The organism is Nitratireductor sp. GISD-1A_MAKvit (assembly GCF_040819555.1).
Classification (GTDB): Bacteria; Pseudomonadota; Alphaproteobacteria; order Rhizobiales; family Rhizobiaceae; genus Nitratireductor.
In genome coordinates this window covers 314,588-337,805 of the sequence record NZ_CP161920.1, presented here as the reverse complement: position 1 = coordinate 337,805, position 23,218 = coordinate 314,588, and the positions used below count along the sequence as shown (strand labels likewise).

The 23,218-nt window shown below is 57.6% G+C and carries 17 protein-coding genes, 1 tRNA gene, 3 pseudogenes, 2 CRISPR repeat arrays and 1 other annotated feature (1 of these 24 only partly in view); of the genes and pseudogenes, 20 read left to right on the top strand and 1 reads right to left on the bottom strand.

Going from position 1 to position 23,218, the window contains the following annotated elements:
* Nucleotides 1–43: 43 nt before the first annotated feature.
* On the top strand, nucleotides 44–367 hold the full coding sequence (gene trxA / locus AB2N04_RS02830) for a thioredoxin (RefSeq protein WP_367716898.1): 324 nt from the start codon (nucleotides 44–46) through the stop codon (nucleotides 365–367).
* A gap of 298 nt (nucleotides 368–665) precedes the next feature.
* Here the strand turns inward: trxA and AB2N04_RS02825 are convergent, their stop codons facing one another.
* Complete coding sequence (locus AB2N04_RS02825; protein ID WP_367716896.1) at nucleotides 666–1,472, bottom strand: undecaprenyl-diphosphate phosphatase; 807 nt, start codon at nucleotides 1,470–1,472, stop codon at nucleotides 666–668.
* Between the two features lie 139 nt (nucleotides 1,473–1,611).
* Between AB2N04_RS02825 and AB2N04_RS02820 the strand changes: the two genes are divergently transcribed.
* The 19 genes and pseudogenes from AB2N04_RS02820 to AB2N04_RS02730 all read left to right on the top strand — a co-directional run bounded on the left by AB2N04_RS02820 (nucleotide 1,612) and on the right by AB2N04_RS02730 (nucleotide 22,507).
* On the top strand, nucleotides 1,612–2,304 hold the full coding sequence (locus AB2N04_RS02820; protein ID WP_367716895.1) for a glutathione S-transferase family protein: 693 nt from the start codon (nucleotides 1,612–1,614) through the stop codon (nucleotides 2,302–2,304).
* Nucleotides 2,304–3,434 carry a tRNA epoxyqueuosine(34) reductase QueG gene (gene queG, locus AB2N04_RS02815; RefSeq protein WP_367716894.1) on the top strand — a complete coding sequence of 377 codons (1,131 nt, stop codon included), beginning with the start codon at nucleotides 2,304–2,306 and terminating at the stop codon, nucleotides 3,432–3,434. The genes AB2N04_RS02820 and queG overlap by 1 nt, the downstream gene beginning before the upstream one ends.
* The gene (locus tag AB2N04_RS02810; protein WP_367716892.1) at nucleotides 3,431–4,315 is read left to right on the top strand and encodes an SDR family oxidoreductase; all 885 of its coding nucleotides are present in this window, start codon (nucleotides 3,431–3,433) and stop codon (nucleotides 4,313–4,315) included. The genes queG and AB2N04_RS02810 overlap by 4 nt, the downstream gene beginning before the upstream one ends.
* A gap of 76 nt (nucleotides 4,316–4,391) precedes the next feature.
* Nucleotides 4,392–5,435 (top strand): penicillin-insensitive murein endopeptidase, encoded by a 1,044-nt coding sequence (gene mepA / locus AB2N04_RS02805; RefSeq protein ID WP_367716890.1) that lies wholly within the window; start codon nucleotides 4,392–4,394, stop codon nucleotides 5,433–5,435.
* A 125-nt stretch (nucleotides 5,436–5,560) separates the two neighbouring features.
* Nucleotides 5,561–6,590 (top strand): annotated as a pseudogene (locus AB2N04_RS02800) (glucokinase).
* Nucleotides 6,591–6,709: 119 nt separating this feature from the next.
* Entirely contained in the window at nucleotides 6,710–8,530 is a 1,821-nt protein-coding gene (locus tag AB2N04_RS02795) for an ABC transporter ATP-binding protein (protein ID WP_367716889.1), read from the top strand.
* On the top strand, nucleotides 8,527–9,339 hold the full coding sequence (gene dapB / locus AB2N04_RS02790) for a 4-hydroxy-tetrahydrodipicolinate reductase (RefSeq protein ID WP_367716887.1): 813 nt from the start codon (nucleotides 8,527–8,529) through the stop codon (nucleotides 9,337–9,339). Before AB2N04_RS02795 ends, dapB begins: the two co-directional genes overlap by 4 nt.
* A 31-nt stretch (nucleotides 9,340–9,370) precedes the next feature.
* Nucleotides 9,371–9,992, top strand: a pseudogene (locus tag AB2N04_RS02785) (2,3-bisphosphoglycerate-dependent phosphoglycerate mutase).
* Between the two features lie 143 nt (nucleotides 9,993–10,135).
* Nucleotides 10,136–10,220 (top strand) — tRNA-Leu (locus tag AB2N04_RS02780).
* Between the two features lie 64 nt (nucleotides 10,221–10,284).
* Nucleotides 10,285–11,469, top strand: coding sequence for a DUF6538 domain-containing protein (locus AB2N04_RS02775; RefSeq protein WP_367716885.1), 1,185 nt, complete (start codon nucleotides 10,285–10,287; stop codon nucleotides 11,467–11,469).
* Nucleotides 11,470–11,475: 6 nt separating this feature from the next.
* Complete coding sequence (locus AB2N04_RS02770; RefSeq protein WP_367716884.1) at nucleotides 11,476–11,799, top strand: hypothetical protein; 324 nt, start codon at nucleotides 11,476–11,478, stop codon at nucleotides 11,797–11,799.
* 1,190 nt (nucleotides 11,800–12,989) lie between these two features.
* Nucleotides 12,990–13,544, top strand: a complete 555-nt coding sequence (locus AB2N04_RS02765) for a hypothetical protein (protein ID WP_367716883.1) — start codon at nucleotides 12,990–12,992, stop codon at nucleotides 13,542–13,544.
* Entirely contained in the window at nucleotides 13,528–14,883 is a 1,356-nt protein-coding gene (locus tag AB2N04_RS02760) for a hypothetical protein (RefSeq protein WP_367716881.1), read from the top strand. Before AB2N04_RS02765 ends, AB2N04_RS02760 begins: the two co-directional genes overlap by 17 nt.
* 1,158 nt (nucleotides 14,884–16,041) lie before the next feature.
* Complete coding sequence (gene cas9 / locus AB2N04_RS02755; RefSeq protein ID WP_367716879.1) at nucleotides 16,042–17,256, top strand: type II CRISPR RNA-guided endonuclease Cas9; 1,215 nt, start codon at nucleotides 16,042–16,044, stop codon at nucleotides 17,254–17,256.
* Nucleotides 17,207–19,354 carry a type II CRISPR RNA-guided endonuclease Cas9 gene (gene cas9, locus AB2N04_RS02750; protein ID WP_367716877.1) on the top strand — a complete coding sequence of 716 codons (2,148 nt, stop codon included), beginning with the start codon at nucleotides 17,207–17,209 and terminating at the stop codon, nucleotides 19,352–19,354. The genes cas9 (AB2N04_RS02755) and cas9 (AB2N04_RS02750) overlap by 50 nt, the downstream gene beginning before the upstream one ends.
* A 2-nt stretch (nucleotides 19,355–19,356) precedes the next feature.
* Nucleotides 19,357–19,857: a CRISPR-associated endonuclease Cas1 gene (locus AB2N04_RS02745; protein ID WP_367715983.1), complete on the top strand. Its 501-nt coding sequence runs from the start codon at nucleotides 19,357–19,359 to the stop codon at nucleotides 19,855–19,857.
* Nucleotides 19,793–20,257, top strand: coding sequence for a type II CRISPR-associated endonuclease Cas1 (gene cas1 / locus AB2N04_RS02740; RefSeq protein ID WP_367716875.1), 465 nt, complete (start codon nucleotides 19,793–19,795; stop codon nucleotides 20,255–20,257). The genes AB2N04_RS02745 and cas1 overlap by 65 nt, the downstream gene beginning before the upstream one ends.
* 9 nt (nucleotides 20,258–20,266) lie before the next feature.
* The gene (gene cas2 / locus AB2N04_RS02735; RefSeq protein ID WP_367715979.1) at nucleotides 20,267–20,611 is read left to right on the top strand and encodes a CRISPR-associated endonuclease Cas2; all 345 of its coding nucleotides are present in this window, start codon (nucleotides 20,267–20,269) and stop codon (nucleotides 20,609–20,611) included.
* Nucleotides 20,612–20,683: 72 nt separating this feature from the next.
* A CRISPR array of direct repeats spans nucleotides 20,684–21,246; the repeat unit is 36 nt; unit sequence AGTTTAGCCGCTTGGAGATCGTAGGCCAACCGCAAC.
* Between the two features lie 28 nt (nucleotides 21,247–21,274).
* Nucleotides 21,275–22,507, top strand: a pseudogene (locus AB2N04_RS02730) (IS3 family transposase).
* Nucleotides 21,560–21,676 (top strand) — a sequence feature (AL1L pseudoknot). (Overlaps the previous pseudogene by 117 nt.)
* A gap of 29 nt (nucleotides 22,508–22,536) precedes the next feature.
* Nucleotides 22,537–23,218: a CRISPR direct-repeat array (repeat unit 36 nt; unit sequence AGTTTAGCCGCTTGGAGATCGTAGGCCAACCGCAAC) (it continues 14 nt past the right edge of the window).

Sequence of the window (23,218 nt, the reverse complement as noted above, 5' to 3'; positions counted from 1 at the left end):
CCCCACATCTAGTGGAACAGATTTGCCGATAAGGAGAATTCCCATGGCCACCGTGAAGGCGGACAAGAACAATTTCCAGACCGACGTGCTGCAGGCGTCCGAACCCGTGGTTGTCGACTTCTGGGCCGAGTGGTGCGGCCCCTGCAAGATGATTGCGCCCGCGCTGGACGAGATCGCTGCCGAGCTCGGTGGCAAGGTCAAGATCGCCAAGGTGAACATCGACGAGAACCCGGAACTGGCCGCGCAGTATGGCGTGCGTTCGATCCCGACGCTCATGATGTTCAAGGGTGGCGAAGTGGCTGACATGAAAGTCGGCGCCGCACCGAAGACGGCGCTTTCGGACTGGATCAACGGTGCCGTTGCCTAAAACGTCGCCTGCACAGACATGAGAAACCCGGCCTCGCGCCGGGTTTTTTTGTTGGTTGGGTGAGTCTGTGTTCATGTGGACGCGCCGCCATGGCATTGATGGGGTGCGTGGTTCGACAAGCTCACCATGAGGGAGGTAGATGATTGCAGTTCCCGTCCGTAACCTCACCGAAGCAGGCTTTTCCGCGATGCTCCACTTCCCTCATGGTGAGCTTGTCGAACCACGCACCACGCCGCTGCCACAAAATCGAGGCGGAACAATCTGAAAACCGGATTCCACACTTCGATTTCGGGAGACCCTACCCCCACACAAGCAGTGCGATCAGGCCGACACTGCCCACGAGCAGCCGCCACCAGCCAAACAGCGCATAGCCGCGCCGCGATACATAGCCAAGCAGCCAGCGCACCACCAGAAGCGCGGCAAGGAAGGCGGCGATGAAGCCTATGGAAATAATCTTCACATCCGCTGCCGAGAGAAGATCGTAGTTCTTGTAGAGATCATAGGCGAAAGCGCCGGTCATGGTGGGCATGGCAAGGAAGAAGGAAAACTCTGCCGCCGAGCGCTTGTCCGCGCCCATCAGAAGCCCGCCGACGATCGTCGCACCCGAGCGCGAGGTGCCGGGGATCATCGAAAGGCACTGGAACAGACCGATCCCAAGATACATGGAAAGCGGAAACTGCGTGATGTCTTCATAGCGCGGCCTGGTTGCCCGCCGGTCCACCCAAAGAAGCACGAAGCCTCCGAGAATGAGCATCACACAGATCAGAAGCGGTGTTTCGAAGAAGACGGTCTTGATGATATTGTAAGCCAGAACACCGATCACGGCAGCCGGCAAAAAGGCAATCAGGATACCGAAAACGAAGCGTTGTGTGGCGGCGTCGCGCGGCAGATCGACAAGCATCTGCCAGAGGCGCGCCGCATAGACACTGAGGATCGCCAGAATGGCCCCCAGCTGAATCAGAACCTCAAAGGCCTTGCCGGTGGATTCAAACCCGAGGAAGTGCCCGGCGAGCAGAATGTGACCGGTCGAAGAGACGGGTATGAATTCCGTCAGTCCTTCGAGGACGCCAAGAAGAAGGGCCCCCACGATGGTCTGATCCGTCATGTTTGCTCCTCAATCAAGGCTTGCTTGTCAGCAGATACGTCTCCCCCTATAGCTGAGGGAAGAACTCGCAGAATCAGGTAATCGAAGGATTACCGCCACGGCCATGAAATGGCCAGAGCCTTCCGATAGAAGCGATCGCATGCTGACCCTGTTTCATCATCCCCTCTACGCTTCCTGCCGTTTCGTGCGGCTTTCCTTTGGCGAATATGGCGAGGAACTCGCGCTCATCGAAGAACGTCCGTGGACCCGGCGAGAAGAGTTTCTTGCGCTTAATCCCGCCGGCACCATTCCCGTTCTGCTGGCCGAGGGCGATCAACCCGTCGTGGGCGCCACGGTCATTGCCGAATATCTGGACGAGACGCGCGGCGCTCTGAAGCGCGACAAGCGCCTTATGGCCGAGAATCCTGTCGACCGTGCCGAAATCCGCCGTCTGGTCGACTGGTATCTCGTCAAGGCGGATGCAGATGTCACGCGGCATCTGGTGCGTGAACGGGCGCTCAAACCGCAAATGGCTGGTTCGGAGGGTGGCGGATCGCCGGATTCGGCAGCCATTCGCGCCGCGCGAAGCAATGTGCGCCAGCACATGAAATACACAAACTGGCTCGCTGGAACCCGGGACTGGATGGCCGGAAAACGGCTCTCCTATGCCGATCTCGCGGCAGGCTCCACGATCTCCGTTCTGGATTATCTGGGCGAGATCGAATGGTCCGAATATCCGGCCGCGCGCGACTGGTACACCCGTATGAAATCGCGCCCCTCCTTCCGCTCCATTCTGGCAGACCGTGTGCGCGGGCTCTCCCCCGTCTCTCACTACGCGGATCTGGACTTCTGATGAAACCCGCGCAGGCCGACAGGCTTCGCGCGTTCGTCGACAGGGAGGCGCGCGCGCTGGGCTTCGATGCAGTGGCGGTCGTCTCGGCGGAGCGCGCGCCATCGCGGGCGGTCGAACTTGACCATTTCCTGAAGGAAGGCCGTCACGGCAGCATGCAGTGGATGGAGGAAACGGCGGAGCGCCGCGCCCATCCGCTCGACCTGTGGCCACAGGCGCAATCCGTGATCATGCTGGGCATGAATTACGGGCCGGATGCGGACCCGCTCGAGCTTCTGAAACGGAAAGACCGGGCTGCAATCTCCGTTTATGCACGCAACCGCGATTACCACGATGTCATCAAGGGCCGGCTGAAACAGATTGCCGGCAAACTCGCTGCCCGCACCGGCGAGGATGTAAAGGTGTTCGTCGACACCGCGCCGGTGATGGAAAAGCCGCTGGCCCGTGAGGCCGGCCTTGGCTGGCAGGGCAAGCACACAAATCTGGTCAGCCGCGAATTCGGCTCCTGGCTGTTTCTGGGATCGATTTTCACCACCGCAGAGCTTGCCCCGGATGCACCCGAGCGCGACCATTGCGGCTCCTGTCGCGCCTGTCTGGATATCTGTCCGACCAACGCCTTTCCGGCGCCCTATCAGATCGATGCGCGGCGCTGCCTCTCCTATCTCACCATCGAAAACAAGGGGCCAATTCCCCGCCAGTTCCGCATTCCCATGGGTAACCGCATCTATGGCTGCGACGATTGCCTTGCCGTCTGCCCGTGGAACAAGTTCGCTCAGAACGCGGCCGAGGCGAAACTGCAGGCGCGCGACGATCTGAAGGAGCCGCCGCTTTCCGCCCTTCTCGAACTGGACGATGCCGCTTTCCGCGCCTTCTTTTCCGGCTCACCGGTCAAGCGCATTGGCCGCGACCGCTTCATCCGCAACGTGCTGATCGCGGCAGGCAATTCTGGCGAGCCGGGCCTGGTTGACCCCTGCGTCCGCCTCGCAGAAGATGGCTCACCTCTGGTGCGCGGAGCGGCCATCTGGGCGCTGTCTCGACTGCTTGATGAAGAGGCATTCACGGCGATTGAAACGCGATTGCGCCCGCAGGAAAGCGATGCACAGGTGCAGGCTGAATGGGACGGGCGATCATGACCAAGCGATTCTTCATTTTTGGGGCAGGCTATTCGGGTCGGGCCATCGCTCGCGAAGTCGCAGGGGAGGCTTCCGTTGTGGCCGGCACCACGCGCAGTGCTGAAAAAGCCGAAGCCTTGAAGCGCGCGGGAATGGTTCCCTGCCTCTTCGCGGGCACCATGACCGACGAGGTGAAGGAAGCGCTCAGCACAACCACGCATCTTGTCGTGAGCATAGCACCGGATGCCGGGGGCGACCCTGTTCTGGCTGCCGGGCGCGAAGTGCTATCCCACGCAATGCCCTCGCTCAGATGGATCGGTTACCTTTCCACTGTGGGAGTCTATGGAGACCATGGCGGAGCCTGGGTAGACGAAACCGCGTCCTGCAATCCGGTTTCAGACCGTTCAAAGCAAAGGCTCGTTGCCGAGGAGCAGTGGGCGGAGCTTGGCGCAGAGCGCGGTCTTCCCGTCGCCATCATCCGCCTGTCGGGCATTTACGGGCCGGGGCGCAATGCGTTGTACAGTCTCGAAGCGGGAAAGGCACGCCGCATCGTGAAACCGGGCCAGGTGTTCAACCGCATTCATGTGGATGACATTGCCGGGGCGACCGCGCATCTCGCCCGTCGTTTCGAGACGGGCATCTTCAACGTGACCGACGATGCACCCGCGCCACCGCAGGACGTGGTGGCTCATGCGGCTGCCGTGGCAGGCCGGGAAGCGCCGCCGGAGATCGCCTTCGAAGACGCAGACCTCTCTCCCATGGGACGATCCTTCTATGGCGAGTGCAAACGTGTTTCGAATGCAAGGCTCAGGGGCACCGGCTACCGGCTGCGTCACCCGGAATACCGCGCCGCGCTCGAAACCATGTGGGCCGATGGAAGCTGGCGGGGAGACGGGCTCTGAAACGACAACAGCAAAAAGGCTGGCAAGCTGTGTTATGATTCGGTCATCGCGTGGGTGGGCTTAGAACGAGGAAGCGATGCAAATCCGGAGAAGTCTGAAACTGGTGGCCGTGGCCCTCCTGGGCCTGGTTGCCTCGGCTGGCGCACTGCAGGCCGAACCGCTCGCCAAAGAGCTTTTCGGAGCGAGAAAGCTCCCCGCCGCAACTCAGCCGGCAGCTTATGGCTTCTATTCAAAGGGCTGTTTCTCAGGTGGCGTTGCCATCGCCCGCGACGGCCCGCACTGGCAGGCCATGCGCCTTTCACGCAATCGCCGCTGGGGGCACCCGGTCTTGATTTCGCTGATCGAGCGCCTGTCGCGCGAGGCCGCTCAGGATGGCTGGCGGGGCCTGCTCGTGGGCGATATCTCGCAGCCGCGCGGCGGCCCCATGCTGTCGGGCCATGCATCTCACCAGATCGGCCTCGATGCCGATATCTGGTTCACGCCAATGCCGACGCAGCGCATGAGCGTGGCCGACCGCGAGCGCATCAGCGCCGTATCGATGTTGAAGAAGGGGTCGCTCCACGTCGATGATCGCAAATGGACTCCCGCGCACGAGGCGGTCTTGCGGCGCGCCGCGAATTATCCCGAGGTCGAACGCATTCTGGTTCACCCCGGAATCAAGAAGAAGCTCTGCGACACGGTGCGCGGAGATCGCTCCTGGCTCAACAAGATCCGGCCTTTCTGGGGGCATCACTATCATTTCCACGTGCGCATTGGATGCCCCGCCGGTTCACCGGGCTGCAAACCGCAGGATCCGCCTCCGCGCAGCGAAGGCTGCGACGACACACTGGCCTGGTGGTTCACCGACGAGCCATGGAAACCCGCAAAAGGTCCCGCCAAGCCGAAAGCGCGCGACATCATGACCATGGCCGCCCTGCCTTCGGCCTGCCGTGCCGTGCTCAATGCGCCAAACCCGGTTTCAGAGGCCGCCGTCACGGTTTCCGGGCAGGGCAGTGTTTCAAAGATCGTTTCGCGAGACCTGCCCGTTCTCGGCTATCAGGCCGTCAGTCCTGCGAGTGTCCTGTCGACCATGCCACCCTCACGGGTGCCCCGGCCGAGCAATCGACCCGGCTTGCAATAGAAACAGCGGGCGTTGCAGAGCGAGCTTGTCGGTTTTTTGCGTGCGGTGCGCTTGCGTTCCGTCTTCAACCGATTTAATTCCGCCTTAACCCTGTATTTGGAGCGGCAAATCGCCAGAGTTGTGCCATGCATTTCACGAATGAGAACGATACAGCGCTGCGGTTCCCCGTCCTGATAGGCGACATTGGCGGCACCAATGCGCGTTTCGCCATTCTGGTGGACTCCAACGCAGAGCCCAAAACCTTTCCGGTGGTGCAGACCGCCGAATATGAAACCATCGACGACGCGATCCAGACCGCGATTCTCGACCGCACCTCGATCATCCCGCAATCGGCCGTGCTGGCAGTGGCCGGCCCGGTGGAAGGTGACGAGATCGATCTCACCAATTGTGGCTGGGTCGTGCGTCCCCGAAAAATGATCGAAACGATGGCCTTCGAAGACATCATTGTCATCAATGATTTCGAGGCGCAGGCGCTCGCCGTGGTCGCTCTGGAGGATGAACATCTGGACATGGTGTGTCCGGGCACTCAGGAGGCAACGGGCAGCCGCGTGGTGCTTGGGCCGGGAACGGGCCTGGGCACGGCAGGTCTGGTGCATGCGCAGCACACCTGGTTTCCAGTGCCGGGCGAAGGCGGGCATGTGGATCTTGGCCCGCGCAGCGAGCGTGATCTGGAAATATTCCCCCATCTGGAACGTATCGAGGGACGTGTCGCCGCCGAACAGATCCTGTGTGGTCGCGGCATGGTGAATCTGTATCGGGCAATCAACGCGGGCCGATGGAAAGAAACCCGTTCATGAGACGCCGGCAGAAATCAGCAGCGCCGCGCTCGACGGGTCGGACCCGGTTGCCGTCGAAACACTCGATCTTTTTGTTACCTATCTGGGCCGGATGGCCGGAGACCTGGCACTGATCTTCATGGCACGCGGCGGCGTTTATCTAAGCGGCGGCATCGCGCAGAAGATTGTGCCCACCCTGATGAATGGACGTTTCAAGGCCGGTTTCGAAGACAAGGCACCGCACGAAGCTCTGATGAAAGACATTCCCGTCTATGTCATCACACACCCACAGGCAGCGCTTGTTGGCCTTGCCGCCTACGCCCGCACCCCCGTTCGTTTCGGCATCGAAACCCAGGGACGACGCTGGAAAGCGGCGTGAAAAGCGCCGGCCAGAGCCGAATTCACCGTTGCATGAGCGCAGTCGAACGGGCATAGCCTGTTGCTGAAAAAGTGCGGCCGCTCAACGCCCGGTCGCCCGGCTGAACAGGAACGGATGTTTTGAAGCTTGGAAAGAACAAGGCGGATGTGGGAGAGGTTCTCCCAGTCATTCGCCGCATCTTCGCGGAAAACGGCCGCGACTATATCGGCCACTACCTCATCGCGATTGCCTGCATGCTCGCCATTGCCGCCACCACCGCCTTCAGTGCGTGGATCATGCGCGACATCATCGACGAGGTCTTCTATCGCCAGCGCTGGGAACTGGTCGGCTGGATCTGCGGCGCCATCGTGGCTGCCTTCGCCATCCGCGGTTTCGCCACCTATGGCCAGTCGGTCATGCTGGCAAAGATCGGCAACAACATCGTCGCCCGCTATCAGCAGCGCATGTTCGATCACCTGATGCGGCTCGGCATCGATTATTTTACGGCCACCCGTTCGGGCCAGCTCGCCGCCCAGATCAGCCAGAACGTGACCGGCATTCGCGACCTGCTCAACATGACGGTCGCCTCAATCGCCCGCGACCTGGTCACGCTCATTGGCCTCGTCGCCGTGATGGTGATGCAGGATCCCCTGCTTTCGGTCATCGCACTGGTCATCGGGCCGCCGCTCATCTACTCGGTCAACTACCTGATGCGCCGGCTGCGCCGCGTCACGCGCGAGGCGGTGGATGTGAACTCGCGCCTTCTGGGCGCCATGCAGGAATCCGTGCAGGGCATTGCCATCATCAAGGCCTTCACCATGGAAAAGCAGCTCTCGGACAAGATGTCCGGGCTGATCTCCTATGCCGAGGACCGCTCCAACAAGATCGCCCGCGTGTCCGAGCGGCTTGGTCCCATCACCGAGCTTTTGGCGGGGCTGGCGATTGCCGGTGTGATCGGCTACGCGGCCTGGCGCGCCTCCGTCAGCGCGCAGCCGCCGGGGTCCGTTTTCGCCTTCATCACCGCTCTGCTTCTGGCCTATGACCCCGTGCGCAAGCTCGCCCGCGTGCAGGTCAATCTCGAACGCGCGCTGGTCAATGCGCGCATGATCTACGAGATCCTCGACACCGAGCCCCAGCAGCGCGATGCGCCGGGTGCGGGCACGCTTTCCGTTGGGAAAGGCACAGTCACCTTCGACAAGGTTGCCTTCTCCTATGGCGACGACCTGCCGGTTCTGCACGGCATCAGTTTTGTGGCCAAAGCGGGGGAGACCACGGCGATCGTCGGTCCGTCGGGTGCCGGCAAGTCCACGCTCTTTGCGCTTCTTCAGCGCTTCTACGATCTCGATGGCGGCAAGATCGAGATCGACGGGCAGGATATTTCGACCGTCACCAAGAGCTCGCTGCGCAATGCCATCGCCTACGTGTCGCAGCAGCCTTATCTCTTTGAAGGCACGATCCGCGACAACATCCGCTATGGCCGCCCCGATGCGACCGATGCCGAGGTCGAGGAGGCAGCACGGCTTGCCTTTGCCGACGAGTTCATCCGCCAGCAGGCAGAGGGGTACGACACGCTGGTTGGCGAGAACGGTGCAAACCTCTCCGGCGGCCAGCGCCAGCGCATCTCCATTGCCCGTGCCATTGTGCGCGACGCGCCGATCCTGCTGCTGGACGAGGCGACCTCCGCGCTCGACAACGAGTCTGAGGCGCGTGTCCAGCAGGCGCTGGAAGGCATTATGGAAACCCGCACCACGCTCGTCATCGCGCACCGGCTTTCCACCGTGGTCAATTCCGACCGCATCATCGTGCTGGAAGAAGGGCATCTGGTGGAGGAAGGCACGCATGATAGCCTTGTCGCCAAACCGCACGGCATTTATGCACGGTTTCACCGCATGCAGAGCCAGAAGGGCGAGAACCTGCTCGCCAACACCACGAAGACAGAGCCGCAGGAGCAGAACACATGAGCGATATGGGGCTTGTCATTGTCGGCGCGGCCGGCCGCATGGGGCAGACGCTGATCCGCACCGTGCATGCCATGGAGGGCTTGCGTGTGGCAGCCGCCGTGGAGCGTCCGGGGTCTCCCTTCCTTGGCCGCGATGCGGGTGAGCTTGCCGGCATCGGCACGATCAATGTCTCCATTACCGACGACCCGCTCGCCGCCTTCGCAAAGGCCGATGGCGTGCTCGATTTCACCTCGCCCGACTCCAGTCTTGAGTTTGCCGGCTATGCCGCACAGGCGCAGATCGTCCACGTGATCGGCACCACCGGCTTTGCTCCGGAACACGAAGCGAAAATCAAGGCCGCCGCGCATCACGCCACCATCGTGAAATCAGGCAATATGAGCCTTGGCGTGAACCTTCTTGCGGTGCTGGTCGAAAAGGCTGCCCGCGCGCTGGAGGCGTCCGATTTCGACATCGAGGTGCTGGAAATGCACCACCGCCACAAGGTCGATGCGCCCTCCGGCACCGCACTGCTTCTGGGCGAGGCCGCTGCAAAGGGCCGCGAGATCGCGCTATCGGAAAAGAGCGTGCGCGTGCGCGACGGGCAGACCGGCCCGCGCGAGGAAGGCACGATCGGCTTTGCCACTTTGCGGGGCGGGTCCGTCGTCGGCGAGCATTCGGTCATTCTGGCCGGTGCCGGCGAGCGCATCACGCTTTCGCATCAGGCCGAGGATCGCGGCATCTTCGCTCATGGCGCGGCCAAGGCCGCGCTTTGGGCGCATGGTCGCAAGCCCGGCCTCTATTCCATGCTCGACGTGCTCGGGCTCAATTGAACCATTCATACGAAGCAACAAGGAACGCACCATGTCCGGCACCCTTATTCTCGTTCGTCACGGCCAGAGCGAATGGAACCTGAAGAACCTGTTCACCGGCTGGCGCGATCCGGGGCCTTACCGAGAAGGGCCATGAAGAGGCGAAGGATGCCGGTCGCCGGCTGAAGGCCCGTGGCTTCAAACCGGACATCGCCTACACCTCGGTTCTCTCCCGCGCGCAGGTCACCAATGACCACATCCTGAAGGAACTCGGGATGGAAGATCTGGAGACCATCCGCGATCAGGCGCTCAACGAGCGCGATTATGGCGACCTCTCGGGCCTCAACAAGGACGACGCACGCGCCAAATGGGGCGAGGAGCAGGTGCATATCTGGCGCCGCTCCTACGACACCCCGCCGCCCGGCGGCGAAAGCCTCAAGGATACGGGCGCACGTGTGTGGCCCTATTTCCTGCATGAAATTCTACCGCATGTGCTGCGCGGCGAGACGGTTCTGGTGGCCGCGCATGGCAATTCGCTGCGCTCTCTCGTCATGGCGCTGGACGGTCTTTCGGGAGAAGAAATCGTGAAGATGGAAATCGCGACCGGCGTTCCCATTGTCTATCAGCTCAATGCTGATTCGACCGTGGCTTCGAAAGAGATTCTGGAAGGCTGATGCACCATTTCAGGGGCGCTTTATTGCGCCCCTTTCCGCTTTTGCGGGAGGCTGTTGTAGCGGGCTTCGTCATTTTCCTGACAAACAGCGAGAATCCGCGTTGACACGGAACGGCTTGGCCCTTACATCGGCATCGCACACCTGCCCAGGTGGCGGAATTGGTAGACGCGCACGGTTCAGGTCCGTGTGCCGCGAGGCGTGGAGGTTCGAGTCCTCTCCTGGGCACCACTCACACAGACTAACCCGTTGATTTCCAATCGGTTTCACCATGAATCCGAGCGGAGGGTAGACCATGTGGGTGACCAAAGATGCCCCTTTCCTCTATACCAAACGGGGCGTGTATTATTTCTCTAGGCGCGTCCCAGAGGATCTCAAAGACCACTACAAAAGCCCCCGAATAGCGATTTCGCTCCGCACCAAATCAAAAAAGGTTGCGAGGGCTAGGGCTATCACGCTTGCTGCAAAGCTAGATGAGGATTGGCTAACCCTTCGATGGAAAAGCGCAAGCGATCCTCTGCTGCGCTTTCTCAATCATCGGATGCCCAGCGAAACCAAAATAGCGAGCGAAGGAATCACGCTCAGCGATGCGAAAGAGCTGTATCTCCAAGCGAAGAAGAATGGGCGCTCTTCTACCTTCACCCAAGCCGCTGAGCGTAGCGTTGGATACTTAGTTGGATGCCACGGTGATAAGCCTATCGACGCTTACACTCGCAGCGAGGTCAACCAATTCCGAGATGCCCTGCTTGATCGTGGACTTACAAGGGCGAGCGTAAGACGCACCTTCAATACCATCCGCGCCATCGTAAATTTCGCCGCCAGAGAGAACGGCTTACCTGAGGTCAAAGCATTCTCGGGAGTTTTTATCGGCGACGAGGATACTGTGCAGACCAAGAAGCGAGCGCCGCTTCCTCCGGAGGTGGTGGAAACGGTCCAGCAATCATGCCGAGAGATCGATGATGAGCCTCGGTGGCTTGTTGCCTTGATTAGCGACACTGGGATGCGGTTGAGTGAAGCTGTCGGGCTGGTCAAAGAAGATGTAGCGCTGGATGACGAGTACCCCCATGTCACGGTTAGGCCTCACCCTTGGCGTCGTCTAAAGACGAGAGCGAGCGAACGGATAATTCCTCTGGTCGGTGCATCTCTGTGGGCAACTAAGCGGGCTATCGAAGCCACTGACGGCTCTTTTTTGTTTCCTCGGTATTGTGGGCTAGGTGGTAACAAGGCGAACTCAGCAAGCGGCGCACTGAACAAATGGCTGTCTCCTAGGGTCCCGGAAGGTTGCGTGGTTCATTCATTCCGGCACAGCCTTCGTGATCGTCTCAGGGCGGTCGAATGCCCACCAGACATTATTGATCGCATCGGCGGTTGGAGCGTTGCCGGGATTGGTGAGAGCTACGGTAGAGGATATCCATTGGAAGTCCAATCGAGGTGGTTGGAGAAGGCCGTGAACCTTTCCGCAAAATCAGGGAGAAAGTGAAAGTAGATGACCATTTCAGATTTTCTTCTAATCGCGTTTGGGTCTGCGTTTATCGGACCTGTCATTGGGATGATAATTGGCGTTCTAGCTATTGGCTTGCTCCGAGAGCGCGCAAAGAAGTTTCGGCTTAAGAAAGGATGGTCCATCGCTGTGATGGGCTACTCAATAGGCATTGCGACAAGCTATATTCCCTTCATGGCTCTCGCGCATAACAAGGGTGAAGCGAACACACCCGAACTGGCGATATTTTCGCTAATTCTGGGACTTGTGGTTCTTCTGGGCTTATTCGCTCGAGGTACCCCCTCACTCGATCCCTTGGATACGGAGTGATTGAGCCACCGACCGTTGGAACAGAGATGAGCCAAGAGACCACATGGTCTACCCTCCGCTCGGATTCATGGTGAAACCGATTGGAAATCAACGGGTTAGTCTGTGTGAGTGGTGCCCAGGAGATGGGTTGGTTCCCATCACAGGCATCTCTCCACCGTTGATATCCAATGCAATCAATATGTTACCTGTACTCAGGTTCGATGTGAAGGGGCGTTTTTGGTCTACCGTTTGGTCTACCGTTGGACGGAACGGTGACAGGCTCTTCGGCGTGAGCGTGTACCTTCAGCTAGTCCTGATCGGTGATACCTGAAGTGGGGGCTGCCGTTTGGTTTTTCATGGTAGCCTAAGGGTACCCGGGGGGAGAACTGCTGCCGCCCTTCTTACGTTGGCGCTTCAGATTTTTCTGCTATTTCGGAGTCCCCACTTTCATTTTCGCGCCCCTGTCTGTCTTTGTCAGGCTTCGTCAGCGAAAAAGACACGAACCCGGTCCCCACTCCTACAGTTCAACCTTGGAACACCATCTTGCTGCTGGCACTGACAGAAGCGTATTCAGTCTTTCCTGAAGGTACTCCGCATAACGGGAAGATGGTTTGTTCCGGTGGGTGTCGGTAATCAGAAGACGAACCACAGACGTCCAGAAGTGGTGTCTGTCCTGGTGGAGGAAGACATCGTTCAGCTCGACAAACTGGACCGTCAGAAATGCCCACCAGAGCCGCTCTGCCAGTCCCCTATTGTTCTCCCCAAGGTAACACTGCCGGATCCTCTCTACCTGCCCCACAGCGGCTTCATAGGCCGCCCTACGGATGCGTCCTCTGGTGTCCTGGAAGTGGATGGGACGGGGTTCGAAGGCAATGTCGGCGATCTTCTGAAGCAGTCCTTGTACCTCTTCGTCGGTCCCTATCTGTGGCCCTAGAACTTTCCTCAGATAGCGTTGATGGACGACAAGGAGCTGCTTGCCTGGTCCTGTGACAGGTGCTCCATAATGGCGAACCAAGGAACGATGATAGGCACAGTAACGACCCTTGCCAACCCGAACACAGTGGGGAGCACTACAAGGCTGGTCTTTGATTGAATCCATACGGTAATATGGCATATGAACTGCACAAATTTAATGCGGGCAAACCTCTATAAGACCCTTATAGAGACTTGCCTGCATTAAGATGGAGCAAGATCGCAAATCACGACACTCAATGACAGTATTGCCATCCGATTTCGCCGCTGAAATGGAGCGGTTGTGGACTTTGAAGTTGGGCAATGTCTCCGGTCCTGCCTTCCGGGAGCTTTGGACCAGGATGGGGGAGACGTTCCACCTGGCAATCCAACAGAATATGAAGGCAAGCGCCCTCTCAATTGCCCCAGCATGGCAGGTTTTAGCGCCCGAGATGGGCGTCGGGAAGACACAAGGCGCGTTGCTGTACCTGGCAATGATGGCAAAGGCTTCCAGAAAACTTTCACCGCCGCTACAAATTGGCGGTCTCTTCGTCGCTCGAACCATTCAGCAATGCGAGGACGCCGCACGCACGATTAATGAGCTTGCCGGCTTCGAGGCTGCCATTACGCGACACTCGTCCAACGCGGTCACCTTGCAAGAATGCCGGCATTTCCCGGTGGTAGTGATTACACATGCTGCTGTCACGCAGTCCTGGGCACAATCATATTCTGGGATAGTCGACGCCTACGGGAGCTGGGAAGGCGGGCGTCGGTGCCTCGTTATCATCGATGAGGCCCTTGGCCAATGCAGTTGAATTCCATTCAGTTGACGAAGGTTCATTGCACCGGGTGTTGGGGCTTCGCGTCTCTGCGGAGTTTAAGGCAAAGCATCGGCAGGCTTTCGCCGCAGTCTCATCAATGCTCGATTTCTTCAAGGCTGTCTCAAGCCGTGTTGAAGAGATTTCGCCCATATGGAGCGAGCAAGATCCACTTTCCAGCAGGCAGATAGATGAGCTGGAGATACTCTTCCGCCAAATGGTGTCGGACTTGAAATCCGTATCGTCATACCACCCAGTTTGGAACGATCCCGATAGCAAGAATGCGGAACTGCAGCATGTATGGGAGACCCTCTCTGCGATCATCCAGCTATATCGGCATTGGGCACTCTTCTCGATTCAAGGTTCGCGTAAGGCTCTAACCACCGGAAAAGAGAAGGTGCCGCATTTCTTTGCACCCGTAGTGCTGAATGCAACCGCGAACCAAGATCCCGTGTTGGACTACCGGCGCGCCAAGCTTGTTCCGCTTCCCAAGGTGCGAAGCTATCGAAACTTGACGATTCACATCCTCCGCTCCAGCGGCATTGGCAAGGAGGCAATGCGCGAAGCTGGTGAAGCGCGGCTTAAACACTTGGCGCAATTCGTCTCCGAGCACACTAAGCCAGGAGACAAGTGGATGGTGGTAACGCATCTGGCGACCGAGGCACTGGCAAGAAAGCACCTCCCTGAGGAGATTGCATTAACTGGACATTGGGGCAGCCTCGACGGCCTCAACGACTTTCGCGACTGCAACAAGGCAGTACTGTTTGGCCTGAGTTTCCGGGATCGAGCATGGCCGGTGAACATTTATTTCGCGTTGAGAGGTGCTCAAACAAAAGAGTGGCTTCGATCCAAGGAAGCAAAGGCCATTCGTCACAGACTTGAGGTGATGTCGATTGCCGCACAGGTGATCCAGGCCTTGGGCCGCCCGCGCAGTCGCAAGGTGATAGATGAAGAGGGCAACTGTTTGCCGACAGAGGTTTTTGTTACCCTTCCGAAGACCGTTCTGGGAAGAGATGTTGAGAGCGCAATTCGCGAGGCCTTCACCGGCGCGGTTATACGCGACTGGGAGTACGACTTAGATGGTTCGGGGGGAACTACCAACCAAAAAGTATCGTCAAGAGAAGCGCTAATAATAGCAATGAAAAATAAAAACCCTGGAAGGTATTTAATATCTGACGTTTTCAAGGAAATAGGATTGAATAAAAATGAAGAAAGAAACATTAAAGATGCCTTGAGAAAAAAGCGCTCTATATTATACGATCTAAACAGAATAGGAGTTGCTTATTCCGCAGAAAAATCCGGAAGATATTCAAAGACATTCCTAATCAAACGTTAAAATACAGTGAAATTTACTAAACCCATTGGTTTTAAATAGATTTTATTTTTCGGTCGTTTCTGCTTAGATCGCAGAGACTTGATGGGGTGTTTGAAGTTTCTAGCGTTCTTATATTGTGAACTTAATCCCCATATCATCCTTAGAATTTTACCCCCTCCCCTTTTTTTCTCTTAAATGTATGCGTAGCACATTTTCGCTAGACGCCTTGCAATTGAATTCGACGGCATCACGGATAACCCACAGGTCGGGCCCTTGATCGAATCTATCTGCGTTAAAGATACTAAGCCGACATTCTTAATGCAGAACAACGGATCTCTTGAGGCTTTTGATCATCGGCTCCCGCAGAGATAAATCCCACTGATTAAGCACGGACTCAAAAAATACTTCATGAAACTTGTCCAAAATGGAGATCCATAACGCCTAGGGTGCGGCAGCGATTCACCGAGTTGCCGACGCCGTGCGCGTGCTATTTATAACGGGCGCTGCTGAGGGTGCTCGCGAGGATCCCTTGTAAATCCGGCAGTTGCTACGGCTCGACCGTGCGAATATTCCACTTCCGGGAAGTGGAGTTACTTGCTATCTACCCGCGCAAGCCGGCCAAGACGATCCCGATCTTATGTTCAATAGAGCAATGATCAAATGCCAGACGCTTGAGGTCTCAGGCAAGTCTGACCGTGGCACTTTTGATGATCTGAATTTTCTAACTGTCCTCGCTCAGGCTGCAGCATCAGCGCTCATTGTAGACAATAGGAAAAAGGGTCAAAAAGAATCCCCGAATCAACATTTGCCTCAAAAGTCATATTGCCAGAACGTAAACGACGGGCCGCAGCCCGTCGCACTTCTCAAAAGAGAATTTTGTGCACTCAAAGGTGCTTGTTAACGGGTGGCCTACGATCTCCAAGCGGCTAAGCTTATAGGCACCCAAAAGTGATCATATTAGACAGCGCAGATATTGCAAGCCCGCTAAGTGATTAAACAATGATAAAACTATCACACTTTGAAAGCCGATTTAATTCAAAGGTGGGCGTTTGATCCCAAGGAATCAACCAATATCCATGTTGGAACAAACATCTTGTCAGATTTGACTTTTCGAAGATTCGGCTTCTCGTATAGGATTGATTGCTGGATAAGTTTTGTAGTCAGATTTCGGGGAGGGGTATGACTTCCAACAGTATTCAGTGTTCCTACACGCTTGGCCTCGATCTAGGAACCAATTCTATAGGGTGGTGTGCTGTCGAAACTGACGCAGATGGCGAGCCTCGTGGCGTGCTCGATGCTGGGGTGCGTATTTTGACACCCAATGAGGAGGCCGGTCGTGATCCCCAGTCGAAAAACTCTTTAGCAGCAAAACGCCGACAAGCGCGAGCTATGCGACGTCGGCGTGACCGGTTCCTGCGACGACAGAATTCATTGATGAGGACCTTGATCGCAACGGGGCTGATGCCGCCGAACGAGATTGAGCGCAAAGCATTGGAACGGATGGATCCATACTGGTTACGCGCTGCCGCATTGGAAAGGCCGCTCGCGTTGCACGAGATAGGTAGGGCGATTTTTCATCTGAACCGCCGCCGCGGCTTTCTATCCAACCGGATTGTGGATGCAGACGATGCCGAAGGCGGTGCCACGAAGCAGGGGATCACTAATCTCTCTGCGGCGCTCAAGGCTGCGAATGCGCGTACGCTGGGTGAGTTTTTGGCCCACCGCCACGCTCGCGACAAGTACGGCTATCGGGTCGATGCTCAGGGTGCTCGGATCGGTAAATCGCATTGCAATGATTGCTCGCCGCCCGTAGGGGGGGGCGTGCGGTTTCGCCCCACCGCAGATGGAGCCAAGGTACTTTATGATTTTTATCCCACCCGAGCCATGATCGAGCACGAGTTGGATGAAATCTGGAAGGTGCAATCGCGGTATCATCGCGAATTGACAGATGCACTGCTGTCGAGACTGAAGCGGATTATCATCGCCCAACGACCCTTGAAGAAGCCGGCAGTAGGACGGTGTACTTTTCGACCGAGCAGCGAAAGGGCGATGGCGGGTGCTGTAGAAGTCGATCTCGGCGAACGAGCACCCCGTGCCCTGCCGCTGTTTCAGCGTTTCCGTATCCTTTCAGAGTTGGCGAATCTGGAAGTCGAGCGTCCAGGCCGCCCTGCGCGCCGGCTTTCCCTGCAGGAGCGCGATGCGTTGGCCAATTTGCTGGCTGCGCGCTCTTCTACAGTCGCATTCGAGAAAATGCGACAAGCGCTCAAACTACCGAACGATGCCATGTTCAATCTTGAGCGCGGCGGCCGTAAAGGGCTTGATGTGGACAGGACAGCCGCGGCGCTTGGAAAACGCGATATCTTCGGCGCTTTCTGGCGAGGCCCTGCCGCGTGATCGCCAAACAGATATTGTCGAGAATCTGCTCGCGGAGCCGGACGAGGATATTTTGGTTACTTGGCTAATGGAGGAGTTCGGCCTTGAGGAGAAGGCAGCCACTGCTGCGGGTTCGGTGCGCCTACCGCAGGGTCATGGTCACATAGGCCGTTCGTTGCTTTCCGATATTGTCAAGGAAATGGAAAGCGGTAGCCTTGAAACAGAGGATCCGTTGACCGGCGAAATCTATCTGCGCCCATTGACATATGACGAGGCGGTTGCTCGTCTCGATTTACACCATTCCGACCTAAAGGCTGGCTGCTTTGCTCGTCTGCCCTATTATGGGGAGGCCATGGCCCGCCATGTGATCTCCAACCCCGATGCACCTGAGAGTAGCCAAGAGCGTATCGGCCGCGTACCAAATCCAACGGTACACATTGCGCTAAACCAAATGCGAACCGTTGTTAACGCGCTGATTGAGACATATGGCAAGCCGGCGAAAATTCATATCGAGCTGGCACGCGAGTTGAAGCAGAATCACCGGCAGAAACAGGAAGCAATTCGTCGCAACCGCGAGAATGAGGCAGCGAACCAGCGCCGCAACGAAGAACTGCGAACGCTCGGTTTCGCCGATACCTACAGCAACCGCTTGCTGCTTAGGCTCTACGAAGAACTTCCAGCGGACGAACGTGTCTGCGTCTATTCTGGAACACCGATTTCCAAGGAAATGTTGTTTTCCGGTGCGGTTGATATTGATCACATACTGCCGCGTTCAAAGACGTTGGACGATAGCTTTGCCAACAAGGTATTGTGCACACGTGAGATGAATCGAATCAAGGGGAACCGGTCACCTGCCGATGTCTGGACGGGAGATCGCTTGCAAGATGTAGTCGAGCGTGCATGGCGACTGTTTCCTAGAAAGGCTTGGAGATTCCAGCCAGATGCGCTGGACAAATTCACCTCGGGAGGTGACTTTATTGCTCGCCATCTTACAGATTCCCAGCACATTGCGCGTCTCGCCAAGGAGTATCTTGGCCACCTCTACGGTGAGGATCGCAACAGACGTGTCTTTGCTATCCCGGGCCGTTTGACCGCAATGCTGCGCGCCATGTGGGGTTTGAACGGTTTGCTCGGCGACCATAATAGGGCAATTGCCGATGGTGAGCTGGCAAAAAGTCGTGATGATCATCGCCACCACGCTGTCGACGCCTTTGTTATTGCCTGCACGAACCGCGCAATTCTGCAAAGGGTCGCTACTGCGGTGGGCCGTGCCGAGGCGTTTAATCTTGGTCGTTGGGCCGAGAAGGGCGAGTTCCCGGAGCCATTCGAAGGCTACCGCGTTACATTGCGCGACAGGCTAGATATGATGGTGATCTCACATAAACCTGATCATGGCCTACCCCCCGGAGCAAGCGGCAATTCCCATGTTACCTCAGGCCAGTTGCACGAAGAGACGGCCTATGGCGCTGTGCATGAAGAGATTCGTGGAAAAATTATGAATCTCGTTACCCGCAAGCCAATTGCCGCTTTAAGCGAACGAGAGATTGGACAAGTGCGTGACCTCAAACTCCGCGAAGCTCTAGAGGAAGTCGCTTATGATGCGAAACGGGACGGGATCAGACTGACCGATGCGTTGGCGAATTTCGGCGAGCAGAATGGCATTCGCCGCGTTCGTGTGCTGAAGACGGAAAAATACACAATAAATTTGAGCCATGGAAAGGGGCGCTTTCACAAAACCTACGTGCCAGGTGCCAATCACTGTATTGAGATTTTCTCGACCCCTGAAGGTAAGTGGTGCGGCGAAGGAGTTTCGGTCTTTGACGCCAACCGAAAGGACTTCACTCCTGCTTGGAGAGTGCAGTCCAATGACGCTCGGCTGGTCATGCGTCTACACAAGGGCGACACTATTGAAGCGAACTTTGGCGATGGGCGACGTTATTACGTCGTGCGCAAACTCTCGCCTGCCAACAATCGCATCGAGTTCGTTCCTCATCTCTATGCGGGAAAGCTTGGGCCTGGCGACTATATGCAAGCCGCCTTTTCAAAGTTGCAGAAGGCTGGTGCGCGGCTGGTACGTGTGGATCCTATCGGCCGTATAATCCCCGTCGGCAGGGGGTAGGGATGATCGGTCGGTTGGTAGAGATATCCGAGGACGGGCGCCACTTGGCCCGGCATCGCGGTTTTCTGACGGTCAATGCGGATGGTTCGGAAGTTGGCCGTGTCCCGCTTGACAACATTGCCGCAGTGATCGCCTCAGCCCACGGCATCACTTACTCCAACAACCTATTGATTGCGTTGGTTGAACGCGGTACGCCGTTGATTGTTTGCGGGGCCAACCACCGGCCCGCGGGCGTGCTTTGGACAGTAGACGGGCACCACGAACAGGCCGGCCGCATGGCCGACCAGGCTGCATCCTCCCGGCCATTGAGGAAGCGCCTCTGGGCGCAGCTAGTCGTTGCCAAAATTGAGAGTCAAAAGGCGACTTTGGAGGCCGTTGGAGCACCCCACGAAGGCTTCACGCTGCTGGCACGAAAGGTTCGCTCCGGCGATCCAGAGAATGTCGAGGCTCAAGCGGCCCCGTCGCTATTGGCGTCTCCTTTTTGGCCAAGACTTCCGACGTGATCGCTCAGCAAGCGGTGTAAACGCCATGCTCAACTACTGTTACACTGTGTTGAGGGCTGGAACAGCGAGGGCCGTTATGGCGGCTGGCCTGCACCCCAGTCTCGGAGTTGCCCATCGTCAGCGTGGCAATGCGTTTGCTCTTGCCGATGATTTAATGGAGCCGTTTCGACCGCTTGCCGACCAGTTGGTTTATAGTCTCTTGTCCAGAGGCAAAACCGATCTGGATCGCAGCACCAAACCAATGCTGGCACGCATCCTAGTCACCGATATGAGAACAAAACAGGGAACAACCCCAGTCGGGCTATGCTTGGAGCGTCTCGCACTTTCGGCGGCGCGGTGCTTTTCCGGCGAAGTTCGCACGCTGGATCTTCCGCAGCGGGTGTCGTCGCTGGAGACGTGAGGGACATCAATGGTTGCGCGGCTGCCGGCATTGAGCGGGTACCGTATGATGTGGTTGTATGTGATGTTCGATTTGCCCGTTAGCACGAAGGCGGAGCGCAAGTCAGCTGCAAAGTTCCGCAATTTCCTGCTGGACGAAGGCTTCGAGATGGCGCAATTCTCAGTTTACTTGCGCTTTGCTACGAGCAAAGAAGCTTGCGAAGTATTTATTGACAAGGTGAGACGTGCGTTGCCGAGAAAGGGCAAGGTGCATATTGTGTCGATCACCGACCGCCAGTATGGCAATGCTCGTATATTCACAGGACAAAACCGTGAACGCAGAGCGGAAAACCCTGACCAACTTGCGCTTTTCTAGGCGAGCATATCGTTTTTTTTTGCCCTCCTTGAGAGAAAAAGCCCTAGTTTTTCTAGGGCTTATCTGAGGTCTAGTTTAGCCGCTTGGAGATCGTAGGCCAACCGCAACTTTTCGTCACCATTGGCACGTTCAATTGCAGTTTAGCCGCTTGGAGATCGTAGGCCAACCGCAACCATGATGGTGTAGATGGTGCCGGAAAGACGAGTTTAGCCGCTTGGAGATCGTAGGCCAACCGCAACGCTGACGTCATGAAGTGGTTCACCGATACAAGTTTAGCCGCTTGGAGATCGTAGGCCAACCGCAACCCATGGCCCCGCTTTCGTCGTTTTAGTGACAGTTTAGCCGCTTGGAGATCGTAGGCCAACCGCAACTGCAGGGAACAGCTCGTTCTGTTCGAGTAAAGTTTAGCCGCTTGGAGATCGTAGGCCAACCGCAACCATTCGCATATCGCGTGATCTGTTGCATGTAGTTTAGCCGCTTGGAGATCGTAGGCCAACCGCAACTGCCGTGGCTGGCCTATCGGTTCGCAACGGAGTTTAGCCGCTTGGAGATCGTAGGCCAACCGCAACAACCCATTTGATGGCTCTCATAGGGAGCCTAGTTTAGCCGCTTTGAACCGCCCCGGGTTTGCCGGAGGCTCCAACTTCCCAATAGGATGGAGCCATGACGAGCAAAACGACGAACAAGTTTTCCCCTGAGGTGCGCGAGCGTGCGGTGCGGTTGGTATTCGATCACGAGGCTGATCATTCTTCGCGCTGGACCGCCTGCCAGTCGATAGCGGCAAAGATCGGCTGCTCGGCGCACACTCTGCTGGATTGGGTAAAGAGGGCCGAGATCGATACCGGCAAGAGGGGCCGGCTTGCCGACGGACACGGCCGAGAAGATAAAGGCTCTTGAGCGGGAGAACCGCGAACTCCGACAGGCCAATGAGATCCTGCGCAAGGCTAGCGCTTATTTTGCCCAGGCGGAGCTCGACCGCCCATTCAAACGATGATCGCGTTCATCGACGATCACCGCGAGGCGCATGGGGTCGAGCCGATCTGCAAGGTGCTGCCGATCGCCCCATCGACCTATCACGATCATGTCGCCAAGCGCACTGATCCCGCGAAGCTGTCGGCGCGGGCGAAGCGGGACCTGGAGCTCAAACCGGCGATCGAACGCGTCTTCGCCGAGAACTTCGAGGTCTACGGCGCGAGGAAGGTCTGGCGGCAGATGCTGCGCGAGGGCTTTGATGTCGCGCGCTGCACGGTCGAGCGGTTGATGGCCGACCTCGGCCTTCACGGCGTCATTCGTGGCAAGCCGATCCGCACCACGGTGCAGGACAAGGCCGCGCCGTGCCCGCTTGACCGCGTGAACCGGGTCTTCCACGCGCCGGCCCCGAACATGCTCTGGCTCTCGGATTTCACCTATGTCAGCACCTGGTCGGGCTTCGTTTACGTGGCCTTCGTCATCGACGCCTACGCCCGTCGTATCGTCGGCTGGCGGGTGAGCAGGACCGCCCATGCGAGCTTTGTGCTCGACGCTCTCGAACAGGCCTTGCACGAACGCCGCCCCGTTCATCGCGGTGGTCTGGTTCATCATTCGGACCGCGGATCGCAATATGTCAGCATCCGCTATACCGAGCGTCTCGCCGAAGCCGGCATCGAACCGTCTGTGGGCAGTGTCGGCGACAGCTACGACAACGCGCTGGCCGAGACGATCAACGGCCTCTACAAGGCCGAGGTCATCCATCGGCGCGGGCCATGGCGAAGCTTCGAGGCCGTCGAGTTCGCCACGCTGACCTGGGTCGACTGGTTCAACAACCGCCGGCTGCTGGAGCCCATCGGCAACATCCCGCCGGCCGAAGCCGAGGAGCGCTACTACGCCATGCTGGAAGAACCGGCCATCGCGGCATAACTTAAACCAGAAGGCCTCCGGCAAACCCGGGGCGGTTCACTTGGAGATCGTAGGCCAACCGCAACCACCAATAGGCGGAAGCTCAACACCCATGGAGTTTAGCCGCTTGGAGATCGTAGGCCAACCGCAACAAACGGTGTCATGCGTATAAGATGCACGAAAGTTTAGCCGCTTGGAGATCGTAGGCCAACCGCAACCGACATGGTGTGTTCGGAACTTGCCGACCAAGTTTAGCCGCTTGGAGATCGTAGGCCAACCGCAACAAGCGCCACTGGATTCGCGCTGGTCGACGGAGTTTAGCCGCTTGGAGATCGTAGGCCAACCGCAACATCCCACCACCACAGAAACGCTATTGCTCGAGTTTAGCCGCTTGGAGATCGTAGGCCAACCGCAACAACGGTTACGAAAGGGTGAAGGGTCCGAGAAGTTTAGCCGCTTGGAGATCGTAGGCCAACCGCAACTCCATATTGAGTCTCTGCGCTTTGTTGCCCAGTTTAGCCGCTTGGAGATCGTAGGCCAACCGCAACCGGTGTCGCTGTTGCTGTTGAACGCTGGCGAGTTTAGCCGCTTGGAGATCGTAGGCCAACCGCAAAGACGGTGACCTTGGCGTTGATGACGGCCTGAGTTTAGCCGCTTGGAGATCGTAGGCCAACCGCAACAGAGCTTCTTAGACCACAACTGTATGCGAGAGTTTAGCCACTTGGAGGTTGT